The sequence below is a fragment of the Geodermatophilus telluris genome (assembly GCF_900102745.1).
GTDB classification, from domain to species: domain Bacteria; phylum Actinomycetota; class Actinomycetes; order Mycobacteriales; family Geodermatophilaceae; genus Geodermatophilus; species Geodermatophilus telluris.
The window spans coordinates 503,432-524,089 of sequence record NZ_FMZF01000004.1 but is presented as its reverse complement, the minus strand read 5'-3'; the positions used below and the strand labels follow the sequence as shown (position 1 = coordinate 524,089).

Here is a 20,658-nt window from a genome sequence, read left to right as displayed (position 1 = left end):
CAACCCGGGGCGGGGCGGGTGTCGGGCACGTCCTGGCGGCGGAGGCCGGCTACGGGGTGGACCGGCGGCCGGGAGGTGGCGGTCGCGCGCTGACCGCCGCACCCGGCGCGTTACGGGTGGGTTTCGTCCGGATCGGGCTGGGCATGTGCCCGACCGGCACGGCCGGGTGCAGAGACGCCGCCTCGCGAGCCGGGCTCGACTCCGGGTGGCGACACGTCGTGTGGCACAGCAGGTCCCGTCCGCCCTCCTCCGCGTCGGTTCCCGCGCGGGACGGACGGGCACGCCGTGGTCGCGCGGTCTGAGTCGCGGCGGCGGCCGCTGGCCGCCGTCCCGACGATCACCGGCACCCCCCGGCAGCCGCCGTCGCAGCACCAGCTGCGCGGCATGGACACCGATGCGGTCCTGGACCTCGGGTGGGGCCGGCTGGTGTTCGGCCAGACGTTCGCCGACCCCCGGCGGCTGGTCGGGACGCTGCGCGACGAGGCGGACGGCCGCCGGGACATCTGCGTCTACCCGCGCGACCCCCAGGTGCTGGTCGGGCTTGCGCCCGCGGACCTGTTCCTCGACCCCTCGCTGACCTTCCGGCTCGACCTGCACCGCTACCGGCCGCGCCGGGAGCTGATCCCCGACGTCTTCGTGCGCACGGTGACCTGCCCGGACGACGTCGCGGAGGTCGAGCGCATCGTCCGGCTCGCCGGCATGGTCCCTGGGGACCCGGCCACCGTGTGGCACAACCACTCGACCCGGACGGTCCGCTACCTGGTGGCGGAGGACCGGCGCTCCGGGCGGGTGGTGGGCACGGTCACCGGTGTCGACCACGTCCGGGCGTTCGGCGACCCCGAGGGTGGCAGCAGCCTGTGGTGCCTGGCCGCGCACCCGGAGGAGGCTCCGCCCGGCACGGGGGAGGCGCTGGTCCGGGTGCTCGCCGAGCGCTACCTCGCCCGGGGCCGCAGCTACCTCGACCTCTCCGTGCTGCACGACAACGCGCCGGCCATCGCGCTGTACCGGAAGCTGGGCTTCCGCCCGGTGCCGGCGCTCGTGGTCAAGTGCCGCAACGCGGTGAACGCGCCGCTGTTCACCCCCGCCCCGCCCGGGCTCGACCGGCTCGGCGCCGGTGCGCGGCTGCTCGCCGACGAGGCGCTGCGCCGGGGCGTGCGGGTCGAGGTGACCGACGCCGACCGCGGCGAGGTGCGGTTCACCCTGGGCGCCCGCAGCGTGCTGACGTGCGGGTCGCTCCCCGAGCTGACCTCGGCCGTCGCGCTGGGCCGCTGCGAGGACCAGCGCGTCGCCCGCCGGGTGGCGGCCGGCGCCGGGGTCCGCGTCCTCGACGGCGCCCCGCCTCCCGGCGAGGACGTGCGGGTCGTCGTCATCGACGCCGAGGTGGTCGCCGCCGGGGTGCGCCGGCCGGCCGCGGTGGTCGGCGACGGCGTCTCCGACCTCACGACGCTCGTCCGCAGGGCCGCCCGGCGCCGGGACCGCACCACCGGTGGCCGGTCGCGGCTCCCGCTCGACGACGAGACGGCCGCCGCCGTCGCCCGGGCCGGCTGGGCGATGGACGACGTCCCGCCGGCCGGGGAGCGCATCGCCGTCCGCCCGGGGACGGACGACGGCGGGACGGTCGAGGACGTCACCGGCCGGCTGCACCCGGAGATCGCGGCGGCCGCCGTCCGCGCGGCGGCCGCCCTCGGTCTCCCGGTGGCCGGCCTCGACCTCCGGGTCCCCGACGTCGAGCAACCCGGTCACGTGCTCGTCGGGGCCGACCCGCGGCCCGACCTCGCCGACCACCGCCTGCGGCCCGTCGCCGCCCGCTTCCTCGACCTGCTCCTCCCCGAGACCCGCCGCCGCTGACCGCCGGTCCGGTCCGGACCGCGGCGACCGACGGCACTCCTCCCTCGACCTCGAGGGGACCGCCCGGTCCGCGGACGGGGCCCGGTGGGTGCCCCGCAGCGCGAGGAGGCCCCGGTCAGTCGCCTGACCGGGGCCTCCACCGCGTGGGGTGAGTGACGGGGCTCGAACCCGCGACACCCAGGATCACAACCTGGTGCTCTACCAGCTGAGCTACACCCACCGCGTGCCCGCCCGGAGCGCGCGGCGCCGGGGAGCAGGGACGAGAATACCGGAGCCGGTCAGCTGCCCGACGCGGCCGGGGGGTCCTCGCCGGCCGCGGTCTCCGGCGGGGTGGCGTCGGCGGCGGTGAGGACGTCGGCGAAACCGCCCACCACCTCGCCGGCCGCGCGCTGGGCCTGCGACGTCGACGGGCCGGGGGCCTCGACGAACAGCGTCCGCCGGTAGTAGGCCAGCTCGCGGATCGACTCGATGATGTCGGCCAGCGCCCGGTGCGCCAGGCCCTTGGACGGCTGGGCGAAGTAGACCCGCGGGAACCAGCGGCGGGCCAGCTCCTTGATCGAGCTGACGTCGATCATCCGGTAGTGCAGGTGGTCGTCGAGCTCGGGCATGTCGCGGGCCAGGAAGCCGCGGTCGGTGCCGATCGAGTTCCCGCACAGCGGGGCGGTGCGCCGCTCGGGCACCCACCGCTTCACGTAGGCCAGCACCTGCTGCTCGGCCTCGGCCACGGTGAGCGTCGAGGCGCGCACGGCGTCGGTGAGCCCCGACTTCGCGTGCATCTCGGTGACCACGTCGGCCATGCCCTCGAGGTCGGCGTCGTCGGCCGAGATCACCAGGTCCAGGCCCGGGTCGAGGACCCGCAGCTCGGAGTCGGTCACGACCACCGCGACCTCGATCAGCTTGTCCCGGGTGAGGTCCAGCCCGGTCATCTCGCAGTCGATCCAGACCAGGTGCCCGCCGCTCTCCGCCACGACGGTCGACCCTACGTCCCGTCCGTCCCGCCCGCCTCGGGGCACCGCCCTCTACCGCACCCGCCACACCGGCGCCACTCAGGGGGTCGGCCGGAGCGGCCCGCGCCGCTACCCTCGGCGCAGCCCCACCCCGCACACCTGGAGTGCCCGTGCCGCAACCCGTCGTCCCCGCCCGAGCGGTGCCAGCGGCGCCGTCCTCGCCGGCCGCCGGGTTCCGGCACCCCGTCGCGCTGCTGCGCTGGCTGTGGCTCGCCTACATGACACCGGGCCGCCCCGGCCGCCCGACCGGCCAGACCGAGCTGCGCTGGATCTACACCGCGTGGCTCGGCGCCTTCCTGCTCAAGATGCTCGGCTCGTCGTGGGACGTGTCCTGGCACTTCAAGTGGCTGCGCGACGACCTGGCGCCCCCGCACCTGCTGAACTCGGCCGGCACCGCCGTCGTCGTCGCCCTCGTGGTGTTCCACAGCTACAGCGGCTACGGCGTCGACCGGCGGGCGCTGCGGCTCATGCAGTGGGGGATCGGCACCTTCCTGGTGGCCGTCCCGGTCGACATCGTCAACCACCGCGTCAACGGGCTGGACATCACCAGCTGGAGCCCCAGCCACGCGCTGCTCTACCTCGGCACGGCGGTGATGCTGGCCGGCGCCGTCCGCGGCTGGTGGCTGTACGCCGCCCCGGGCCGGGTGCGCGACCTCGTCTCGCTGGGCCTGTGGCTGTTCTTCGTCGAGAACGTGCTGTTCCCCAACCAGCACCAGGAGTACGGCGTCCTGTCGCTGCGCGCCTACGAGGCGGGGCGGACGACGGCCGAGCCGCAGCTGCTCGACTTCGCCGTCGCGCAGGGGCAGACGCCGACGACGTTCATGCTGCCCGTGCCCTCCTGGGTGCACCCCGCGTGGCTGGTCTGCGCCGGCCTGCTGTCGCTGGTGGTGGCCCGCCGGGTCGTCGGCCTGCGCTGGACCGCCACCGCGATCGCCGGCGCCTACCTCGCCTACCGGGCCGTCGTGTGGGCCGGCCTCGTGGCGCTGGACTTCCCCCCGTCGGTGCTGCCGTTCGTCCTGCTCGTCGGCGCGGTCTGCGTCGACCTGGCGGTCACCTCCCGGGTGCCGGGCTGGGCCGCCGCCCCGGTCACCGCGGCCGCGGTCTACGCCGCCGGTACGCTGCAGGAGCACACCGGGCTGCTTCCACCGTGGGACCTCGGCCTGTGGTCGACCGGACTGGTCGTGGTCGGGTTCACCGTGCTGTGGACGGGCGTGGACATGGTGGCCCGCAGCTCCTCCTTCGCCCGCTGGTCACAGCCGCTCGAGCCCGGGCGCCCCGAGGACGACGGCACCGCCGCCCCGTCCGCGCCCGGCGGCGCGTCGCCGCGTCGAGGGGCGGGACCGGACCGTCACATGTCGTAACGTCGGCTCCGGCCGACACCGTCGCCGGCCCGCCGGGCCCTCGACGAGCTCCCTCGCGCCCCCGAGGCGCCCGCCCCTGCACCCGACCCCCCGGAGGACCACGTGCTGGCCCTGACCCCGGCGCCGCTGCAGACGGCAGGGGAGCACGCGCTCTTCGCCGAGCTGACCCGGTGGGACCGCGGCGGCACCGTCCGCGGCGCCGTCGTCGCCTCGATCCCCGTCGTCGACGGACCCGTGGAGCGACGGGTCTCCGACGCCGTGCTGTTCGTGCCCGAGGGCCTGGCGGTCGTGCGCATCGTCGAGGTGGTGCGCCAGAGCGGCGTGGTCACCGCGACCCCCGAGGGGTCCTGGACCATCGGCCCCGGCGCCGGTCCCGGCGAGGTGCTGCAGCTGGCGGGCGGCGGGTCGACGCCGCTCGACGGGCTGATGCGGGCCGGCATGGACGCCGCCGTCCGGCTGCGCCGCGCCGGTCTCGAGCCCGGCCGGATCGCCCGGCTCACCGTGCTCGTGGGCGACCTCACCGGCCTCGTGCCGGCCGACGGCGACCTCGGGGAGGGCGACCAGGTCGCGCTGCTGGAGCCGCGGTCGCTGCTGCTCGGCATCGCCCGCTCGGCCCGCTACGCCGGCGTGGACAACCCGCGGCTGTGGACCACCGCCGACGTCCGCGCCGCGCTCACCGCGCTGGGGCTGCCGGGGCGCGGGCCGTCGGTCGAGGAGCTCAACGGCGAGGGGTTCCCCTACTCGCCCTACGTGCTGCGCAAGCGGGAGCTGCTCGCCCCGGCGGCGATGGCGGCCAGCCCGGCGATGGGCGGGGGGAGCGCTCCTGCCGCGGTGCCGCTGGTCGACCCGGTCGCGGCCGCGGCGGTCGCCGCCGCCGCGATCCGCGCCGACGAGGAGGCCGCGGCCCGGGCGGCGGCCGGCCTGGCCGCGGCGGAGGCCGCGATCCCGGTACCGGCTCCCGCCCCGGCCGCAGCCGGGCCCGCGCCGGCCCCGCACCCGCGGACCGCCCGCTTCACCGCACCCGCCGCCCAGTCGGGCGCGCCCGTCGCCCTCGTCCCGGCTCCCGCTCCCGCACCCGCCGCCGCCCCCGTGGCGGTCGCCGCAGCCCCCGCCCCGGCGCCCGTCGCCGTCCCCGCCGCGCCGCCCGCCGAGGCGCCCGCCGACGAGACCGGCGGTCTCGGCGGGCTGTTCGGCGACCTCGGGGCCGACGCGCCGCCGGTGCCCGAGCCCGCTCCCGCGGCGGCCGCGCCGGTCCCGCCGGGTCCGCCGATCCCGCTGGTCGGGCCCCGGCGCCGCTCGCCGGCCGCCCGGCGGCGGCTCGCGCTGCTCGCGGCCGGCGCGGCCGCCGCGGTCGTCGCGGTGGTGGCCGGGGTGGTCGGCCTCACCGGGGGCGACGACGACGCCGCGGCCGCCGGGACCAGCCCGGCGGTGGCGAGCTCGGCCCCCACGGCCGCGGAACCGGCGCCGCCGCAGCCCGGGGACCGCAGCGTCGTCGGTGGCCGCGGCTACGTGCTCCAGCAGGTGCGCACCGAGCACACCTGCACCGGCAACGCCTACGGCGACGTCGCCGACTTCTTCGAGTCCGGCGACTGCGCGGGCCTGTCGCGGTCGCTGTGGTCCACCGACGTGGGCGGCCGGGCGGTCGTCGTCTCGGTCGCCGCCGTCGACATGGGCGACCCCGCCGGCGCCCGCGCGCTGCGGGCGCTGACCGACCGCGACGGCAGCGGCAACGTCAGCGACCTGCTGCGCGAGGGGGTGAGCTACCCGGGCGGTCCCGCGGAGCTCTCCGGCGCGGAGTACGCCAGCACCACCGAGGGCTCCGTGGTCACCATCGTGGAGACCGCGTGGGTGGCCCCGGGCGGCACCGGTGGAGCGGCCGACCTCGACGTCGTCGCCGGTGAGGGTCTGTCGCTGCCGGTGCCCACCCCCTGACCGGCTACGCCGTGACGTCGACGAGGACCTTGCCCACGGCGCCCTCCTCGACGGCACGGTGCGCCTCGGCGGTCCGCGCCAGCGGGTAGACGTGCAGCGGCAGCCCCGCGTCCTCGCCGACCCGCACCGCGCCGTCGAGCACCGCGCTGTCCACGTCCTCGACGGCGAGCACCTTGGCCCGCTCCGGCTCGGTGTAGACCAGCACGAAGTGCCACTGCGCGTTCGCGCTCATGTGCGTGCGCACCGGCAGCGTCACCTCGTCGCCGCCGTTGTTGGCGTAGACGGCCACCGCGCCGTGCGGGCCCACCAGCTGCGCGTCGACGGCGGCGTTCACCGCGGGTGCCACCTCCACCACCACGTCCACGCCCTTCGGCGCCACCTTGCGCACCTCGGCCACGACGTCCTGCTGCCGGTAGTCGACGACGTGCGAGGCGCCGGCCGCGGCGGCCAGCTGCGCCTTGCGGGGGCTGCTCACGGTGGCGACGACGGTGGCGTCGGCCCAGCGGGCGAGCTGGATCGCGGCGTTGCCCACCGCGCCGGCACCGCCCTGCACGAGCACGGTGCGCCCGGTGAGCGCACCGGGGCCCAGCCGGTCGGGCAGTGCCTCGCCGAGGGTGAGGCAGCGGTGCGCGGTGAGGAAGGGGATGCCCAGCGACGCGCCGAGCTCGAAGGAGGGGGCCTCGCCCAGCAGCACCGCCTGCCGCACGGGCACGACGGTGTACTCCGCCGCCGTGCCCCAGCGCCGCTGCCAGGCCGCCTCCCACACCCACACCCGCTGGCCGGTGACGGCCGGGTCCACGCCCTGGCCCACCGCCTCGACGGTGCCCGCGCCGTCCTGGTTCGGGGTTTGGTGGTCGCCGGCGAGCGCGCCGGCGGTGGCACCGGAGCGGGACTTCCAGTCGGTGGGGTTCACCCCGGAGAACGCCAGCCGGACCCGCACCTCGCCGGGGCCGGGATCGGGCACGGGGAGGTCGACCAGCTCGAGGACGTCGGGACCGCCGGTGCGGCGGTAGCTGATGGCACGCACCCCGCCACCTTGCCCCGCTCAGGCGGACGGCACGACCTCGGGGGCGGTGCGCTCCCGCTGCACCCGCCGCCAGTGGTAGACGTACAGCGGCCCGGCGAGGAGCAGCGTGGTCCCGGCGCCGACGACCTCGAGCACCTCGTAGCGGCGCTGGGAGTCCAGCGACTGCTCGGCCAGCCGCTGCTCCTCCTCGTCGTCCAGCGTCGGGTCGCCGAAGTAGCCCACCCCGGGGTCGGGGTAGGCGATGCCGACGACGCCCTGCACCAGCTGCACGGTGGCGAAGATCGAGATGACCAGCGTGACCAGGCAGACCAGGTAGAGGTACACGTTGCGGAGGGTCAGGCGCTCGGCCACGGAGGCTCCCGTCGTCGGCCGGCGCAGGCTCACCGGCGGTGGCCGCCATGGTCCGCAGCCCGGCCCGGCCGCGGCGCCGACGGTCCGTGCCGCGGCCGAACCGTTACCCGGTGCCGCCGCCACGGGATGATCGGGCGGTGCGGCACCGGCTGGGGAGGGCGGCCCTGGTCGCCGTGCTGGTGGTGAGCGTCGTCGTGGGCCTGCTGTGGGCACTGCAGCGCCGGCTGGTGTACCTGCCCGGTGCCGGGCCGGTCGGGACCGCGGCCGCGGCGCTGCCCGGCGCCCGCGACGTCACGCTGACCACCGCCGACGACCTGGAGCTGGCCGCCTGGTACCTGCCCGCGGCCGATCCCGACGCCCCGGCGGTGCTGGTCGCCAACGGCAACGGCGGCCACCGCGGGCTGCGGGCCCCGCTGGCGCGGGCGCTGTACGCCGAGGGGCTGTCGGTGCTGCTGTTCGACTACCGCGGCTACGGCGGCAACCCGGGGAGCCCGAGCGAGGCCGGCCTGGCGCTGGACGTGCGGGCCGCCCGCCACCACCTGGTGGCGGACGCCGGGGTCCCGCCCGGGCGGCTGGTCTACCTCGGCGAGAGCCTCGGCGCGGCGGTGGTGACCGAGCTGGCCGCCGAGCACCCGCCGGCCGGGCTGGTGCTCCGCTCGCCGTTCGTCGACCTCGCCGCGGTGGGTGAGGTGCACTACCCGTTCCTGCCGGTCCGGGCGCTGCTGCGCGACCGCTACCCGGTGGCCGAGCGGATCGCCGCCGTCCGGGTGCCGACCACGGTCGTCCTCGGCACCCGGGACACGGTCGTGCCGCCGGAGCAGAGCCGCGCCGTCGCCGACGCGGCCGCGGACCTGCACCGCCTGGTCGAGGTGCCCGGCGCCGATCACAACGACGCGGTGCTGCTCGACGGCGAGCAACTGGTCGCGGCCGTCGTCGAGCTCGCCCGCGGCGGCTGAGCGAGGACGCCCCCCTGGTCGCGGAGCCGGCGGCCGGGGCGGGGGAGGTCCGCGCGCGGTCGTGCTCTGCCCACACCTGGTGGGCAGAGCACGACCGACCGCGGGAGGACCGCCGTCCGCCGTCCCTCAGGCCGGTGAGACGGACAGCGTGAGCCGGCGGCGGCCCTCCTCGGATCGGGCGGTGCGCAGCCGCTCGTCGGTCGGGGTGCCGTAGTCGGTGGTCCGCTGCCGGGCGGGCCGGCCGATGGACGCCGCGATGGCCTCCAGCTCGGCGATGGTCTTCAGCGAGCCGTTCTCGCTGCCGGCCATCCGGCTGATCGTCTCCTCCATCAGGGTGCCGCCGAGGTCGTTCGCCCCGCCCTGCAGGACCGCCCTGGTGCCGGCCTCGGCGAGCTTGACCCACGAGGTCTGCACGTTGGCGATCCGGCCGTGCAGCAGCAGCCGGGCGACGGCGTGCACCGCCCGGTTCTCCCGGACCGTGGGCCCGGGGCGGGCGACGCCGGCCAGGTAGATCGGCGCGTTGTGGTGCACGAAGGGCAGCAGAACGAACTCGGTGAACCCGCCGGTGGCGTCCTGCTGGGCGGCGACCGTGCGCAGGTGCGCCACCCAGTGGGCGGGGGTGTCGACGTGGCCGTACATCATCGTCGACGTCGTCGGCAGGCCGACCCGGTGCGCGGTGCCGATGATCTCCAGCCAGGTCGCAGCGGGCAGCTTGCCCTTGGTGAGCACCCAGCGGACGTCGTCGTCGAGGATCTCCGCCGCGGTGCCCGGGACGCTGTCGAGCCCGGCCTCCCGCGCCGCGGTGAGGAAGTCGGCGAACGACAGCCCGGTGCGGGCGGCGGCGTTGACGATCTCCATGGGGCTGAACGCGTGCAGGTGGATGTCCGGTGCGCGGCGCTTCACCTCGGCGATCAGGTCGAGGTAGGCGGTGCCGGGCAGGTCGGGGTGGATGCCGCCCTGCATGCAGATCTCGGTGGCGCCCGCGGCCCAGGCCTGGTCGACGCGGTCGCCGACCTCGGCGAGCGAGAGCGTGTACGCGTCGGCGTCGGTGCGCCGCTGGGCGAAGGCGCAGAACCGGCACCCGGTGTAGCAGACGTTGGTGAAGTTGACGTTCCGGTTGACCACGTAGGTGACGTCGTCGCCCACGGTGTCGCGGCGGACGGCGTCGGCCAGCGCGCACAGCGCCTCGAGGTCGGCACCGTCGGCGCCCAGCAGCGCCAGGTACTGCGCGTCCGACAGGCCGGCCGGGTCGGCCTCCGCGCGGCGCAGGGCGGCGTGCACCTCGGGGTCGCCGACGGCGAGCGCGGTGGAGTGCCCGTCGCGGGCGGCCGTGGTGCGCTCGCGCAGGTCGGCCCAGTCGCCGTAGACGGCGTCGAAGTCGCTGCGCCGGTCGCTGCTGCGCCCCACGGTGTCGACCTCGACGTGCAGGTCGGTGCGCCCGGTGGACACCCACGCCTCGTCGGGCTCCTGCCACGGCAGCCCGGCCGGGACCCGCTCCTCGACGGCCAGCCCGTCGGGCCCGGCGAGGGCGGCCACGTGCGGGCGCACCCGCGGGTCGAGCCACGGCTCGGGCTCGAGCACGTAGCGCGGCTGGGCGGCCAGCCGCTCGCGCAGGGTGAACCCGCCCTCGGCGGACAGCGCCGCGAGCTTGTCGGTGTTCGGCCACGGGCGCTCGGGGTTGACGTGGTCGGGCGTCAGCGGGCTGACGCCGCCCCAGTCGTCGACGCCGGCGCGCAGCAGCAGGCCCAGCTCGGTGGAGTCCGACAGGTTCGGCGGGGCCTGCACCCGCATCCGCGGCCCGAGCAGCAGCCGGGTGACGGCGACCGCGGCCGCGTACTCCTGCAGCGCGAGGTCGTCGTGCGCGGCCATCGCGGTGCGCGGCTTGGCGCGGAAGTTCTGGACGATGACCTCCTGCACGTGCCCGTGCCGCTGGTGCGCGGCGCGGATCGCCAGGATCGCCTCGACCCGCTCGGCCGGCGTCTCGCCGATGCCCAGCAGCACGCCGGTGGTGAACGGGACGGCGGAGCGGCCGGCGTCCTCCAGCACCCGCAGCCGCACGGCCGGCTCCTTGTCGGGGGAGCCGAAGTGCGGGCCTCCGGGCTGCGACCACAGCCGGGTCGCGGTCGTCTCGAGCATCATCCCCATCGACGCCGACACCGGCTTGAGCCGCTGCACCTCCTCCCACGTCAGGACGCCGGGGTTGAGGTGCGGCAGCAGCCCGGTCTCCTCCAGCACCCGGACCGCCATGGCCCGCAGGTAGGCCAGGGTGGAGTCGAAGCCGTGGGCCTCCAGCCACTCGCGCGCGACCGGCCAGCGGTCCTCCGGGCGGTCGCCCAGGGTGAACAGCGCCTCCTTGCAGCCCAGCGCGGCACCGTCGCGGGCGATCTGCAGCACCTCGTCGGGGGAGAGGAACGGCGCCTTGCCCTCCCGGCGCAGCTGCCCGGGGGTGGTGACGAACGTGCAGTAGTGGCAGCGGTCGCGGCACAGGTGGGTGAGCGGGATGAACACCTTGCGGCTGTAGGTCACCACCCCGGGCCGCCCGGCGCTGGCCAGCCCGGCGTCGCGCACCCGGGAGGCGGCGGTCAGCAACCGGTCCAGCGGCTCGCCGTCGGCCAGGCCGCGCGCCGACAGCAGCACCTCGGCCTCGCCGGCGTCGAGGGTCACACCCCGCTCGGCGCGGGCGAGGGCGCGCCGGAGCGCGGACGGCACGGGGGTCTGCGGCTCGCTCATCACCCGCGACGCTAGTAGACGGACCCTCCCGCCCCCAGCCCTCGCTCCGCTCGCGCCGGGCCCCTGCCAGGGGGCCGACCGCCCGCGGCTACGTGGCGTCGACGTAGCGGCCGCGGAGGCGGAGCAGGGGCGCAGCGTCCTCCCGCAGCACCGGGACGCCGACGACGGCCAGCAGCGCCAGCACGTGGTCGCCGGCCGGCACCAGCCGGTCGAGCCGGCAGTCCAGCCCGACGACGCCGCCGTCGAGGACGATCGCGTCGCTGCCCGGCGCCCGCGACCACGGCACCGACTCCAGCAGGTGCCGGGCGCCCGGCCGCCCCGCGGAAGAGAACCGGCTGGCCAGGATCGCCTGCCCGGCGGCCAGCACGGTGAGCGCGCACGACCCGACCGCCTCCAGCACCTCGGCGGGGTAGCCGTCCGCGGCCAGTCCCACGGCGACCAGCGGCGGGTCGGCAGAGACGCTCATCACCGAGGTGACCGTGGTCCCGACGTCGTCGGTGTCGTCGCGGACGGTCATCAGCGCCACCCCGGCGGGGTGGTGGCGCAGCGCGGCGGCGAAGTCGGCGGGCGACACGGACATGGCCGCCAGTCGACCACACCGAGCAGGATGGGCCGGGTGAGCAGCGCAGAGCAGACCTACGACGTCGTCGTGCTGGGGGCCGGGTCGACCGGGGAGAACGTCGCCGACGTCGTCGTCCGCGGCGGCCTGTCGGCGGTGCTGGTGGAGGAGCACCTCGTCGGAGGCGAGTGCTCCTACTACGCGTGCATGCCGAGCAAGGCCCTGCTGCGCGGCACCGAGGCCCTCGAGGAGGCGCGGGCGGTGCAGGGCGCCGCGGCCGCCGTCACCGGCGAGCAGGACGTGGCCGCGACCCTCGAGCGCCGCGACTCCTTCACCCACGACTGGGACGACAGCAGCCAGGTCGGCTGGGTGGAGGGCGCCGGCATCGGCCTGCTGCGCGGCACCGCCCGGCTCGACGGCGAGCGGACCGTGGTCGTCACCGGCCCCGACGGCGCGACGACGCGGCTGACCGCCCGGCACGCCGTCGCGGTGTGCACCGGGTCGGAGGCCGCGGTGCCGCCGGTCGACGGGCTGCCCGACGTGCAGCCGTGGACGCCGCGTGAGGCCACGAGCGCCAAGGAGGCACCGCGCCGGCTGCTGGTCGTCGGCGGCGGCTACGTCGGCTGCGAGATGTCCTTCGCCTGGAACGCGCTCGGCTCGCAGGTCACCCTCTTCCAGCGCGGCGACCGGCTGCTGCCCGCCGCCGAGCCGCAGGCCGGCGACGCGGTGGCCGCCTCGCTGCGCGACCACGGCGTCGACGTCCGCCTCGGCGCGCACGTGAGCGCCGCCCGCCGCGACGGCGACGAGGTGGTGCTCACCGTCGACGGCGGGGAGGTGCGCGGCGACGAGGTGCTCGTGGCCGTCGGCCGGCGGGCGCGCACCACCGCGATCGGCGTGGACACCGTGGGTCTGGAGCCGGGGGAGTACCTCGACGTCGACGACACGCTGCAGGTGCGCGGGCTGTCCTGGCTCTACGGCGTCGGTGACGTCAACGGCCGCCGGCAGCTCACCCACATGGGCAAGTACCAGGCGCGCCAGGCCGGGGCGGCGATCGTCGCCCGCGCCCGCGGCGAGGAGGTCTCCGGCGCCGACTGGTCGCCGCACGCGGCCACCGCCGACCACGCCGCCACGCCCTCGGTCGTGTTCACCCTCCCGCAGGTGGCCAGCGTCGGGCTGACCAGCGCGCAGGCCCGGGAGCGGGGCCTGCCGCACCGGGTGGTCGAGCACCCGATCGGCTCGGTGGCCGGCGCCTCGCTGTTCGCCGACGGCTACGAGGGCACCGCGATCGCCGTCGTCGACACGCGGCGGGAGGTGCTGCTCGGGGTCACCTTCGTCGGCCCCGCGGTGGCCGAGCTGCTGCACGCGGCCACGGTCGCCGTCGTCGGGGAGGTGCCGATCGCGCGGCTGTGGCACGCGGTCCCGGCCTACCCGACCGTCAGCGAGATCTGGCTGCGGCTGCTCGAGGCCTGGCGCGGCTGACGAAGGACCCCCCTGCCCCCCGCCACTCGCTCCGCTCGCGACGGGACCCTGCAGGGGGGCCGTTCCAGCACGTCACCGAGGGCGTGCTGGAGTGGAGCCGTGCCCGCACCGTCCCGTTCCTCCTGGCGGCGCTACGTCGCCCTCGGCGACTCCTTCACCGAGGGGCTGGCCGACGCCGACCCCGACCGCCCCGGTGAGTTCCGCGGCTGGGCCGACCGGCTCGCCGACCACCTCGCCGCCGCCGGTCCCGGCCTGGAGTACGCCAACCTGGCCATCCGCGGCCGGCTGCTGCACCAGGTGCTCGCCGAGCAGGTGCCCGTGGCCCGCGCCGCGCGGCCCGACCTGGTCAGCCTGGTGGCCGGCGGCAACGACCTGCTGCGGCCCGGCGCCGACCCCGACCGGCTGGCGGCCGCGCTGGAGGAGGCGGTGGCCGGGTTCCGGGCCGACGGCGCCGACGTGCTGCTGGCCACCGGTGTCGACCCGCGGCTGACGCCGATCATCCGGCGCACCCGCGGCCGGGTGGCGGTGTTCAACGCCTCGCTGTGGTCGATCGCGGCGCGGCACGGCGCCGTCGTCCTCGACCAGTGGGGCGCCGACTGGCTGCTGGACTGGCGGCTGTGGGACGGCGACCGCATCCACCTCACCGCGGAGGGCCACCGGCGCACGGCCCTGGCCGCGGCCGCGGCGCTGGGTGTCCCGGTCGCCGACGACGGCGGCTGGCGCACCCCCCTGCCGCCGGCGCCGCCGCGGGCGCTGCGGGCGGCGCTGGCCGAGGAGGCCGCCTGGGTGCGCGGCTTCGTCGCACCGTGGGTCGCCCGGCGGGTGCGCGGGCGCTCCTCCGGTGACGGCCGGGCACCCAAGCGCCCGGTGCCGCTGGCGCTCCCCTGACGGTCAGAGGCGGCGGCGGCCCTCGCCGGTGGGCGGGTCGTCGTCGACGACCTTGAGGAACGGCCGCGGCGAGGGCGGCGGCACGGTGTCCTCGAGCGGGAAGAGGTCGATGCCGTCGGCGCCGGCCGGGAGCCCGCGGACGTCGTCCCGCACGGCCTCGAGCTCGCCGGTGACCGCCTCTAGGACGGCGGCGGCCTCCTCGGCGGCCCGCTCGACCAGCGCCTCGGCCGTCCGCGCGCCGGTGCGGCTGGGCAGCGGCGCGGGCCGGCCGAAGGCGTAGCCCTGGGCCATCGCGCAGCCGTGCCGGCGCAGCCAGTCGGCCTGGTCGAGGTCCTCGATGCCCTCGGCGATCACCTGCAGGCCCATGCCCCGGCCGAGCTGCAGCAGCCCCTGCACGAGCGCGGCGGTGGAAGGCTGGGTGACGACGTCGGCGACGAAGGAGCGGTCGATCTTGACGGTGTGGATGGGCAGCCGGTGCAGCGCGGTGATCGCCGAGTAGCCGGTGCCGAAGTCGTCGAGGGCCAGCGTCACGCCGCGCTCGGTCACCTCCGACACCGCCTGCAGGGTGGCCTCGGCGGCGAACAGCGCCGTCGACTCGGTGATCTCCAGCTCCAGCCGCTCCGGCGGCAGCCCGGACCCGTCCAGCGCGGCGGCGACCAGGTCGCTGAAGCCGGGCTCGGCCAGGTGCCGGGCGGAGACGTTGACGTGCACGCGCAGCCCGGCCGGCCAGCCGGCGGCGTCGTTGCACGCCTGGTGCAGCACCCACGCGCCGAGCCGGGAGGTGAGCCGGTTGTTCTCGGCGGCGTCGAGGAAGGCGCCGGGCGGGAGCAGCCCGCGGGTGGGGTGCTGCCAGCGGATGAGCGCCTCGTAGCCCAGCAGCGTCTCGTCGGCCAGGGAGACGATCGGCTGGTAGAACAGCCGCAGCTCGTCGCCGTCCAGCGCCCGGCGCAGGTCGGTCTCCAGCTGCAGCAGGTCCACCTCGTCGTCGGTCAGGCCGCCGTCGTGCACCTCGATGCGGGCCCGGCTGCCGTCCCGCTTGGCGCGGGTCAGCGCGTTGTGCGCCTGGCGCAGCAGGTCGTCGGGGGCGACGTCGGAGCCCATCGTCAGGCCGACGCTGGCCGACAGCACGATCTCCCGGCCGCCGAGCTGGAACGGGTCGTCGAGGACGGCGAGCAGCCGGTCGGCCAGCGCGCGCAGCCCGTCGAGGTCCTCGACGTCCTCGGCGAGGATGAGGAACTCGTCGGCGCCCAGCCGGACGGCGGTGTCCTCGACGCGGGTGCTCCAGCGCAGCCGGTCGGCGACCTGGCTGAGCAGCTGGTCGCCGGCCTCGGTGCCGAGGGTGTCGTTGACCGCCTGGAACCGGTCGAGGTCGAGGTGCACCAGGCCGACCTGCAGGCCGCGGCGGCGGGAGAGCGCCAGCGCGTGGTTGAGCCGGTCGGTGAGCGCGCGGCGGTTGGGCAGCCCGGTCAGCGGGTCGGTGAACGCCCGGCGGACCAGGTCCTCCTCGGCGCGGCGGCGGTCGGTGACGTCGACCAGCGACAGGACGACGAACTGCGGCTCCCCGGTGCTGCGGTGCACCACGTCGTGCGACTGCTGCACCCACAGCTCGCTGCCGTCGGCGCGGCGCAGGCGGCGCTCGCCGTCCTGGCGCAGCCACGGGTCGAGGCCGGGCACGGCGCCGGTCCCGCCCTCGGGCACGGGGGCCTCGTCGGGGTGGGCGAGCAGGTCGACGTGCCGGCCGACCATGTCGTCGACGCCGCGGCCGGCCATCGCGCACAGCGCGTCGTTGACCACGAGCAGCCGGCCGTCGAGGTCGACGAGGGCCTGGGGGACGGGCGAGGACAGGAACAGCGCACGGAAGAGCTGGCCGCGGTCGGCCAGCAGCGTGTCGATGGCCCGCAGCCTCGTCCCCGCCGGGCCGCTGGGCTGCCCGGGCCGGTCGTCCCGGGGGCTCGGCACGTGGGGGGCGCTGAGAGTCACCCGGACAGGGTGGCCGACCGCGCGCCGGGAGTGACGGAACCCGTGCCCGGAATGTCGTGGTCAACCGGTCACACCGGGTGATGAGACCGTCCCACCGGGAACACCCGCCCCGTCGGGCGCGCTGGTGGGGACGTGACTCCTGGCACGGACAAGCGGATCGGGTTCCTGTCGTTCGGGCACTGGCAGCCGATCGCCGGCTCGCAGGTGCGCACCGCGCGCGACGCCCTGGTGCAGAGCGTCGAGCTCGCGGTGGCCGCCGAGGAGCTCGGGCTCGACGGCGCCTTCGTGCGCGTGCACCACTTCGCCCGCCAGCTCGCCTCGCCGTTCCCGCTGCTGGCTGCCATGGCCGCGCGGACCTCGCGGATCGAGGTCGGCACCGGTGTGGTCGACATGCGCTACGAGAACCCGCTCTACATGGCCGAGGAGGCCGCGGCCACCGACCTGCTCAGCGGCGGCCGGCTGCAGCTCGGGGTGAGCCGCGGCTCCCCGGAGACGGCGCTGCGCGGCTCGGAGGCCTTCGGCTACGTGCCGCCGGAGGGCTCCTCGGACGCCGACCTGGCGCGCGAGAAGACGGCGCTGTTCCTCGCCGCCGTCCGCGGGGCGACGGTCGTCGACGCCGACCCCGGGATGACCGGCGGCACGCGCGGCCGGCTCGCCGTGCAGCCGCAGTCACCGGGCCTGGCCGACCGGGTCTGGTGGGGTGCGGGCACCCGGGCGACGGGGGAGTGGGCGGCCCGTCAGGGGATGAACCTGATGAGCTCCACGCTGCTGGTGGAGGACACCGGCGTGCCCTTCGACGAGCTGCAGGCCGAGCAGATCGCCCGGTTCCGCGCCGCGTGGGCCGAGGCCGGGTGGGACCGCGAGCCGCGGGTGTCGGTGAGCCGCAGCGTCGTCCCGGTGGTCACCGACCTCGACCGCGCCTACTTCGGCGAGCGCTCCGGCGAGGACCAGGTGGGGCTGCTGGAGGGCGTGCGCGCCCGCTTCGGCAAGAGCTACGTCGGCGAGCCCGACCAGCTGGCCGAGGAGCTGGCCAAGGACGCCGCCGTCCGCGAGGCCGACACCCTGCTGCTCACCGTGCCCAACATGCTCGGTGTCGAGTACAACGCGGCCCTGCTGGAGAACGTCGCCCGGCACGTCGCTCCGGCGATCGGCTGGGTGCCCGCCGGCTCGCGCTGACCGACGCGCGCGAGCGGCCCAGGACCCGGGTGGGTCCTGGGCCGCTCGTCCTGCGTGGCGCCCGGGGTCAGGGGGCTCGGCTCAGCTGGCGTCGAAGGTGACGTTGCCCTCGGCGTCGACCAGGGCGGTCACGGTGCCCGTGTCGGTCGGGTCGTCGACCAGGGCCGCCTCGCAGGTGAGCTCCAGCCCGTCGGCGGCGACCAGGACGCTGCGGTCACCGGCGTCGCAGGTCGAGGTGACCTCCAGACCGGCCTCCGAGGCGAACTGCTCGGTCAGGAGCGCCTCGACGTCGGCGACCTGGACGAAGACACCGGTGCTGTCGATGCGCACGTTGCCCTCGTCGTCGGTCTGCTCGACGGTGTAGCCGACCTCCTGGCCCTCGACCATCGCGGTGCACTCGGTCACGGTGCCGGCGGCGAGCTCGACGTCCTCGGGGCAGCTGACGTCGGTGACGGTGACGCCGGCCTGCTCCTCGGTGAGCGCGGCGATCTGCCGCTCGGCCTCGGCGGTGTCGAGGTAGCTGGTGCTGAAGAGGAAGAAGGCGCCGATGCCGAGGCCCGCGACGACCAGGACCGCGACGATGCTGCCGACGATCGCGCCGGTGTGCGACTTCTTCCGGTGCTGCGGCCCGCCGAAGCCCCCCGGGGCCCCGTAGCCCGGGGCGGGGAACGGCGGCGGCCCGTAGGGGCCGGGGCCCTGCGGGTTCGGGGCGCCGTAGCGGGGGTCGTGGATCTGGGTCACGTGGGACTCCTCGATCGGTCCCGGGCCGTCCCCGGGTGCTCGGGGAGCACCGTGCCGGGACCGACTTGCAGCGCCCTGGCAGGCCACTTGCAGGGCACCGACCACCGCCCGCGCCCGGTCGGTTCGGGAGCCCGCGTACGAGGCGGTGTCAGGGCAACCGAGGAGTCCGCAGGGAGGTGGGCACCTGCTCCAGGTCCTGCGGGACGGGCCGTGGAGTGTCGGCGAGGAAGGACCGTCCCAGCCATCGGGGAACGGTGCGGCGGGCGGCGGGTTGGCCGTCGATGACCACGTCACCCGACCGCAACGTCTCGCTCCAGCTCGAGTCCCCCCGCCACAGCAGGGTGAGGGTGCGCAGCGTGGTCCGGACGTGCGCCCACACGTCATGGCCCTGGTCGAAGTCGCAGATGTCCACGCCCTGTCTGCGGATGACCATCCACCAGTGCCGCACCGGGGGGTCGACGTCGGAGAAGCTGAAGCTCAGCACCGTGGTGGTGTCCGGCACCGCCTCCAGGTCGAGGCTGCGTCGAATGTCCCACAACAGGTAGTACGGGTCCAGGTCGTCGTCGTGCAGTTCCTGCATCCAGCGAAGCCCCCAGCGGCCGATGGCCTCGAGGATGGGCATGAGTTCCTGGCCCGCCGGCGTCAGGTGATAGGTGACCTGCCTACCCTCGCAGTGCCGCTGGACGACTCCGGCTCTGACGAGGGTCTGCAGTCGCTTGGACAACAGGGTCGGCGACATCCGCGGCACACCCCGGCGCACCTCGTTGAAGTGTCGGCTGCCCAGCAGGAGTTCCCGGAGGACGAGCATCATCCACCGCTCGTCCAGCACTTCCATCGCCTTGGCGATCGGACAGAACTGCCCGTAGGTGGTGGGCACACCTCACGGTAGGCGGCCACGGGCCTCGGCAGTAGTACAGATCCGGTACTGGACTGCTACAGGTCCTGAACTGGAGGACGCCTCCACCTCGCCGCCACGCTCCTCCTCGTACCTCCTGTCCGCACGGGGAGACCCACCGAGGAGAACGACATGAGAACCGGATCGATCGTCCGCCGGGCTGCCGTGGCACTCGCTGCCGCGGTGACGACCGCGCTCACCGTCCCCGGGCAGGCCCAGGCGGCTGTCTTCCCTCCTGATCCTGTTCGCCTCACAGCCCCGGGCATCGACTTCGGTGACAACACGTGGGTGCTCGGAGCGCCCCTCGGGTCGGGGTCGGTCACCTGGGACGTCAACCAGTACGGGTTCTACCAAGCGACGTTGACGGGACGCCTGCACCTCGACAACGTCCCGCTCCAGTACGGCCGCATGCACATGGAGTACTTCGACGGGGCCGGGAACTCCCTGGGGACCCTCCATGGCGGTGCAGTGCGGGCCCCCAACAACAACAGCCACAACAGCTGGTCGGTGGACCTCCACTCGCCGGACCAGCTCCAGGTCGTCCAGGTGGAGATCTGCACGGAGACCAGCAGCAACGGCACCAGCTGGGCGCAGAGTCGCTGCACGGGGAGACTGCTGCTCTAGCCGCCGCCGGTCCTGCGGTCCCGATCGACTGGGGGAGCGGCCCACTGCACGACCCCTGTCCGGTGGAGTCCGAAGCCCCCCGCGCGGTGACCCGGGGGACGGGGAGGGCCTGCCGGTCGGCGGGCGGCATCGACGAGCTGCCGAACGGGTGCCGCCCTCACCGGCCGGCACGTCGTGGCGACCGCGACCCCTCGACGGGGTGCCCAGCGCCCTCACGTCTCGGCCGGCCGGTCGGATCGACAGCCGGGAGACCAGGTGCGCCCGGCAGGGATCGAACCTGCGACCAAGTGCTTAGAAGGCACCTGCTCTATCCGCTGAGCTACGGGCGCTCGGGTGCCGATGATGACACCGCTCAGCGACCGGCCGCGCCAGGCCACCGACGGGACGGGGTCGCGCCGTCCACAGGGCCGGCCCCGTCCACAGTCCGCCTGCGGTGTCGCCCGCCGGTTCCCGGCCGGGCCAGGGTCGATCCCGGGCCGGCGTGGTGCCGGTCCCCGAGAGCCCGAGGAGCACCGTGAACGACACCCACGTCACCGTCGTCGGCAACGTCGTCGACTCGCCCCGCCGCGTCAACCTGCAGAACGGCGCGGTCACCAACTTCCGCCTGGCCTCCACCGCCCGGCGCTTCGACACCCAGTCGCAGGCGTTCGTCGACGCCGGCACCTTCTGGGTCGACGTCGAGTGCTGGAACGACCTGTCCGGCAACGTCTCCGGCAGCGTCGCCAAGGGCGACCCGGTGATCGTCCAGGGCACGCTGACCACGCACAGCTGGGAGGGGGAGAGCGGGCGGCGCAGCACTCCGCGCATCCGCGCCCTGGCCGTCGGCCACAACCTGAACCGCGGCACCGGCGTGTTCCGGCGCACCCGGTCGGAGCGGTCGGCGGAGCCGCTGCCCGCCGGCGACGGCGGCCTGTCCGGCGAGGGCCTGCCCGGCGACGGCGACCTGCCCGGTCACGGCCTCGTCCGCGGGCGGGACTACGAGACGGCCCCCGAGACGTTGCACGGACTGGACACCCACGACCTCGCCACGGAGCCCGCGCACGCCTGATCGCCCGGGCTGGGAGGATCGACGGGGAGGACGCACGCGGGCGGGCCGGCACCCCC

Annotated in this window: 17 protein-coding genes and 2 tRNA genes; 9 read left to right on the top strand and 10 right to left on the bottom strand. The window is 76.0% G+C overall.

The window, feature by feature from the left end; genetic code table 11:
- Window positions 1–285 precede the first annotated feature (285 nt).
- Window positions 286–1,848 carry a GNAT family N-acetyltransferase gene (locus tag BLQ97_RS15785; RefSeq protein ID WP_245692243.1) on the top strand — a complete coding sequence of 521 codons (1,563 nt, stop codon included), beginning with the start codon at window positions 286–288 and terminating at the stop codon, window positions 1,846–1,848.
- Window positions 1,849–1,992: 144 nt separating this feature from the next.
- Here BLQ97_RS15785 and BLQ97_RS15780 read toward each other — a convergent pair.
- Window positions 1,993–2,068 (bottom strand) — tRNA-His (locus BLQ97_RS15780).
- 58 nt (window positions 2,069–2,126) lie between these two features.
- Entirely contained in the window at window positions 2,127–2,816 is a 690-nt protein-coding gene (orn, locus tag BLQ97_RS15775; protein WP_091366921.1) for an oligoribonuclease, read from the bottom strand.
- Window positions 2,817–2,965: 149 nt separating this feature from the next.
- Between orn and BLQ97_RS15770 the strand changes: the two genes are divergently transcribed.
- Window positions 2,966–4,216 (top strand): hypothetical protein, encoded by a 1,251-nt coding sequence (locus tag BLQ97_RS15770; RefSeq protein ID WP_245692240.1) that lies wholly within the window; start codon window positions 2,966–2,968, stop codon window positions 4,214–4,216.
- A 102-nt stretch (window positions 4,217–4,318) separates the two neighbouring features.
- Window positions 4,319–6,148 (top strand): hypothetical protein, encoded by a 1,830-nt coding sequence (locus tag BLQ97_RS15765; protein ID WP_091366920.1) that lies wholly within the window; start codon window positions 4,319–4,321, stop codon window positions 6,146–6,148.
- 4 nt (window positions 6,149–6,152) lie between these two features.
- On the opposite strand, the gene BLQ97_RS15760 is transcribed toward BLQ97_RS15765, so the two are convergent.
- Both BLQ97_RS15760 and BLQ97_RS15755 read right to left on the bottom strand, forming a co-directional pair.
- Entirely contained in the window at window positions 6,153–7,175 is a 1,023-nt protein-coding gene (locus BLQ97_RS15760; protein WP_091366919.1) for an NADPH:quinone reductase, read from the bottom strand.
- Window positions 7,176–7,193: 18 nt separating this feature from the next.
- On the bottom strand, window positions 7,194–7,526 hold the full coding sequence (locus BLQ97_RS15755; RefSeq protein ID WP_091366918.1) for a hypothetical protein: 333 nt from the start codon (window positions 7,524–7,526) through the stop codon (window positions 7,194–7,196).
- A gap of 137 nt (window positions 7,527–7,663) precedes the next feature.
- Between BLQ97_RS15755 and BLQ97_RS15750 the strand changes: the two genes are divergently transcribed.
- The gene (locus tag BLQ97_RS15750; protein ID WP_245692238.1) at window positions 7,664–8,482 is read left to right on the top strand and encodes an alpha/beta hydrolase; all 819 of its coding nucleotides are present in this window, start codon (window positions 7,664–7,666) and stop codon (window positions 8,480–8,482) included.
- Window positions 8,483–8,608: 126 nt separating this feature from the next.
- Here BLQ97_RS15750 and BLQ97_RS15745 read toward each other — a convergent pair whose 3' ends face one another.
- Both BLQ97_RS15745 and BLQ97_RS15740 read right to left on the bottom strand, forming a co-directional pair.
- Window positions 8,609–11,212, bottom strand: a complete 2,604-nt coding sequence (locus BLQ97_RS15745) for a bifunctional FO biosynthesis protein CofGH (RefSeq protein ID WP_091366917.1) — start codon at window positions 11,210–11,212, stop codon at window positions 8,609–8,611.
- Between the two features lie 88 nt (window positions 11,213–11,300).
- Window positions 11,301–11,792, bottom strand: coding sequence for a flavin reductase family protein (locus BLQ97_RS15740; RefSeq protein ID WP_091366916.1), 492 nt, complete (start codon window positions 11,790–11,792; stop codon window positions 11,301–11,303).
- Window positions 11,793–11,828: 36 nt separating this feature from the next.
- Between BLQ97_RS15740 and BLQ97_RS15735 the strand changes: the two genes are divergently transcribed.
- Together BLQ97_RS15735 and BLQ97_RS15730 are read left to right on the top strand one after the other, a co-directional pair.
- Window positions 11,829–13,250 carry a dihydrolipoyl dehydrogenase family protein gene (locus BLQ97_RS15735; protein ID WP_245692235.1) on the top strand — a complete coding sequence of 474 codons (1,422 nt, stop codon included), beginning with the start codon at window positions 11,829–11,831 and terminating at the stop codon, window positions 13,248–13,250.
- 99 nt (window positions 13,251–13,349) lie between these two features.
- Entirely contained in the window at window positions 13,350–14,138 is a 789-nt protein-coding gene (locus BLQ97_RS15730) for an SGNH/GDSL hydrolase family protein (RefSeq protein ID WP_091366914.1), read from the top strand.
- 3 nt (window positions 14,139–14,141) lie between these two features.
- Here the strand turns inward: BLQ97_RS15730 and BLQ97_RS15725 are convergent, their stop codons facing one another.
- Window positions 14,142–16,118 (bottom strand): putative bifunctional diguanylate cyclase/phosphodiesterase, encoded by a 1,977-nt coding sequence (locus tag BLQ97_RS15725; protein ID WP_245692232.1) that lies wholly within the window; start codon window positions 16,116–16,118, stop codon window positions 14,142–14,144.
- 132 nt (window positions 16,119–16,250) lie between these two features.
- Between BLQ97_RS15725 and BLQ97_RS15720 the strand changes: the two genes are divergently transcribed.
- The gene (locus BLQ97_RS15720) at window positions 16,251–17,294 is read left to right on the top strand and encodes an LLM class flavin-dependent oxidoreductase (RefSeq protein WP_091366913.1); all 1,044 of its coding nucleotides are present in this window, start codon (window positions 16,251–16,253) and stop codon (window positions 17,292–17,294) included.
- 81 nt (window positions 17,295–17,375) lie between these two features.
- Here BLQ97_RS15720 and BLQ97_RS15715 read toward each other — a convergent pair whose 3' ends face one another.
- On the bottom strand, window positions 17,376–18,035 hold the full coding sequence (locus tag BLQ97_RS15715; RefSeq protein WP_175471763.1) for a DUF4333 domain-containing protein: 660 nt from the start codon (window positions 18,033–18,035) through the stop codon (window positions 17,376–17,378).
- A gap of 148 nt (window positions 18,036–18,183) precedes the next feature.
- The gene (locus tag BLQ97_RS15710) at window positions 18,184–18,912 is read right to left on the bottom strand and encodes a winged helix-turn-helix transcriptional regulator (protein WP_217637218.1); all 729 of its coding nucleotides are present in this window, start codon (window positions 18,910–18,912) and stop codon (window positions 18,184–18,186) included.
- A 150-nt stretch (window positions 18,913–19,062) separates the two neighbouring features.
- Here BLQ97_RS15710 and BLQ97_RS15705 point away from each other — a divergent pair, with 150 nt between their 5' ends.
- Complete coding sequence (locus BLQ97_RS15705) at window positions 19,063–19,554, top strand: hypothetical protein (RefSeq protein ID WP_091366911.1); 492 nt, start codon at window positions 19,063–19,065, stop codon at window positions 19,552–19,554.
- A gap of 256 nt (window positions 19,555–19,810) precedes the next feature.
- Here BLQ97_RS15705 and BLQ97_RS15700 read toward each other — a convergent pair.
- Window positions 19,811–19,883: transfer RNA gene (locus BLQ97_RS15700), tRNA-Arg, on the bottom strand.
- Window positions 19,884–20,068: 185 nt separating this feature from the next.
- Here BLQ97_RS15700 and BLQ97_RS15695 point away from each other — a divergent pair.
- On the top strand, window positions 20,069–20,602 hold the full coding sequence (locus BLQ97_RS15695) for a single-stranded DNA-binding protein (RefSeq protein WP_091366910.1): 534 nt from the start codon (window positions 20,069–20,071) through the stop codon (window positions 20,600–20,602).
- The last annotated feature ends 56 nt before the right edge of the window (window positions 20,603–20,658 follow it).

Coding starts and splice junctions, on each gene's coding strand:
- BLQ97_RS15740 (WP_091366916.1), bottom strand. CDS start 11,792: ATGTCCGTGTCGCCCGCCGACTTCGCCGCCGCGCTGCGCCACCACCCC.
- BLQ97_RS15745 (WP_091366917.1), bottom strand. CDS start 11,212: ATGAGCGAGCCGCAGACCCCCGTGCCGTCCGCGCTCCGGCGCGCCCTC.
- BLQ97_RS15705 (WP_091366911.1), top strand. CDS start 19,063: ATGAGAACCGGATCGATCGTCCGCCGGGCTGCCGTGGCACTCGCTGCC.